This window comes from Alkalimonas collagenimarina (assembly GCF_030717845.1).
Taxonomy (GTDB): Bacteria; Pseudomonadota; Gammaproteobacteria; order Enterobacterales; family Alteromonadaceae; genus Alkalimonas; species Alkalimonas collagenimarina.
Map to the genome: position 1 here is coordinate 1 of NZ_JAUZVZ010000052.1, position 1,777 is coordinate 1,777.

3 protein-coding genes are annotated in these 1,777 nt (G+C 40.6%); all 3 read right to left on the reverse strand.

The annotated features are described in order from the left end of the window. On the reverse strand, positions 1–578 hold a 578-nt coding region (locus Q3O60_RS17515; RefSeq protein ID WP_305895216.1), incomplete at its 3' end, for a hypothetical protein. 70 nt (positions 579–648) lie between these two features. After that, on the reverse strand, positions 649–993 hold the full coding sequence (locus tag Q3O60_RS17520; protein WP_305895217.1) for a hypothetical protein: 345 nt from the start codon (positions 991–993) through the stop codon (positions 649–651). Positions 994–1,153: 160 nt separating this feature from the next. Next, on the reverse strand, positions 1,154–1,777 hold a 624-nt coding region (locus Q3O60_RS17525), incomplete at its 5' end, for a flagellin (RefSeq protein ID WP_305895218.1).

Here is a 1,777-nt window from a genome sequence, read left to right on the forward strand (position 1 = left end):
GTTGTAGCCCCATGAGCAAGATTGTTACGTAGTTTGTTTGTCGTACTAGTTATAGCACCAACTAAATCTATTTCTGCCAATGCCTCAGTGATTTCACGTTCATTAGGATCATCATCTATGAGCATTTCTGGTTCATTATCAAAATCATGCTCTTTAAACTGTTTAAAGTATTTCTTATCGCTAGCATATTGCACCGCTTTCGTTAGCAAACTAGGGAATCTCTCATTTTCAATCCACTGTTTCTCCTTGGCTCGTTTCAAAAGCTTAGCAAAGGACGGAACGGTTTGATTTGGGCTCTCGAATAAGAACCGATTACGCAAAGCCACTTCTAAAGTGATAAACGCCATCAATTCAGACACCTGATGAAACCTGTATACGAACCACGTATATAGGCATAAATTTTTTGCAGTCTCAAAGGACTGCCGAACTTCAATTGGTACACCTTCGTGAAGATTAATCTTGCTAAGGATTTCATGGCGATCCATGAGTGACCCTGAAAAGTGCTTTTGTCTTGGGTCAGGTAATAAAATCTCATTGAACGATTTAAGCGGATCATCTACTTTTTCAGTTTTACTCATCTACTCAGCAAATCCTTAGTATATAAATGCTTACTTGGTAAGCTGATTTAATCAGCTTAATATGCCATTGCTAACTGTCTGTGCTTTCTTTCATACGAACACTATACATGTGCAAATGGTCTTCAAGGCTCAAATAAAACTCTTTTAAGAATTCATCCAAGGTTTGTGCTTCATCAAGCACCCATTCAAAGAACATGTCGAAAAATGGCTCTCTGAAGTCTTTGTCATCAGGAGCGCCAACACCATCGAAAATAATGCCCAAAATTTCCTCTGAGTAGGGAATAACGATATCACACCCAAAAGCTTCAGACGCTTTATCAGCAGCTTGAACTTGCCCTGCTACAACACAAAACAAATCAGAAATTGTCTCACTATCAATGGTTCTTTCAGCAAACGGAATATCACGCTGCGCCATACTTAATCCTTTTTACAGAGTAATGCATACCCCCTCACTTCTATGTATGTACTGCTCTTAATAAGGAGGTGCCAAATTTAAATGTCATTATCCATACTGGATATACCATGACTTTACTAAACCCCATTTTAGTCGCATGATCAACTAGGTATCATATATATTACTGCAACAACGCCAAGGCGGTCTGTGGTCGTTGATTAGCTTGCGATAACACCGTCGTACTGGATTGCTGCATAATCTGCGCTCTGGTTAGCTCTGCCGTCTCTTTGGCATAGTCAGTATCGCGTATTCGCATTCGCGCGGCTGATACGTTCTCTTCAATATTATTTAAGTTCCTGATAGTCCCTTGCAGCCTATTCTGAATTGCACCAAGTTTTGCCCGAGATCCATCGATAATTTGAACAGCCTCATCGATGATCTGTAGGTTCAAATTGGTAATTAATTCTTCATCCTCTGGTGGTGCAATATTGTATTTCTGAAGACCTACTTGCTCAGTACTTAAACCTGTCAGTGAAGCTATAAATGCTTGATTTGCTAATGCCGTAGCTTCGTCAGGTGCTGTACCAGCAATTCTGAATTGTAAGGTTGTATCGTTGAACAAAGTGAAAGTGTTTCCACTGATGGTCGCTTGAATATTCTCCCCTGGCCCTTCATTAATGGCCTGCCCTAAAACTAAAACATTTAAGTTCGGATCGGGGCCAAAAGTCACTTCCCCAACCGTTGGGAATGGTGCATATGGACTGCCCACCGGCTCACGTAATAGATAAAAAGGTCCACCATTTAC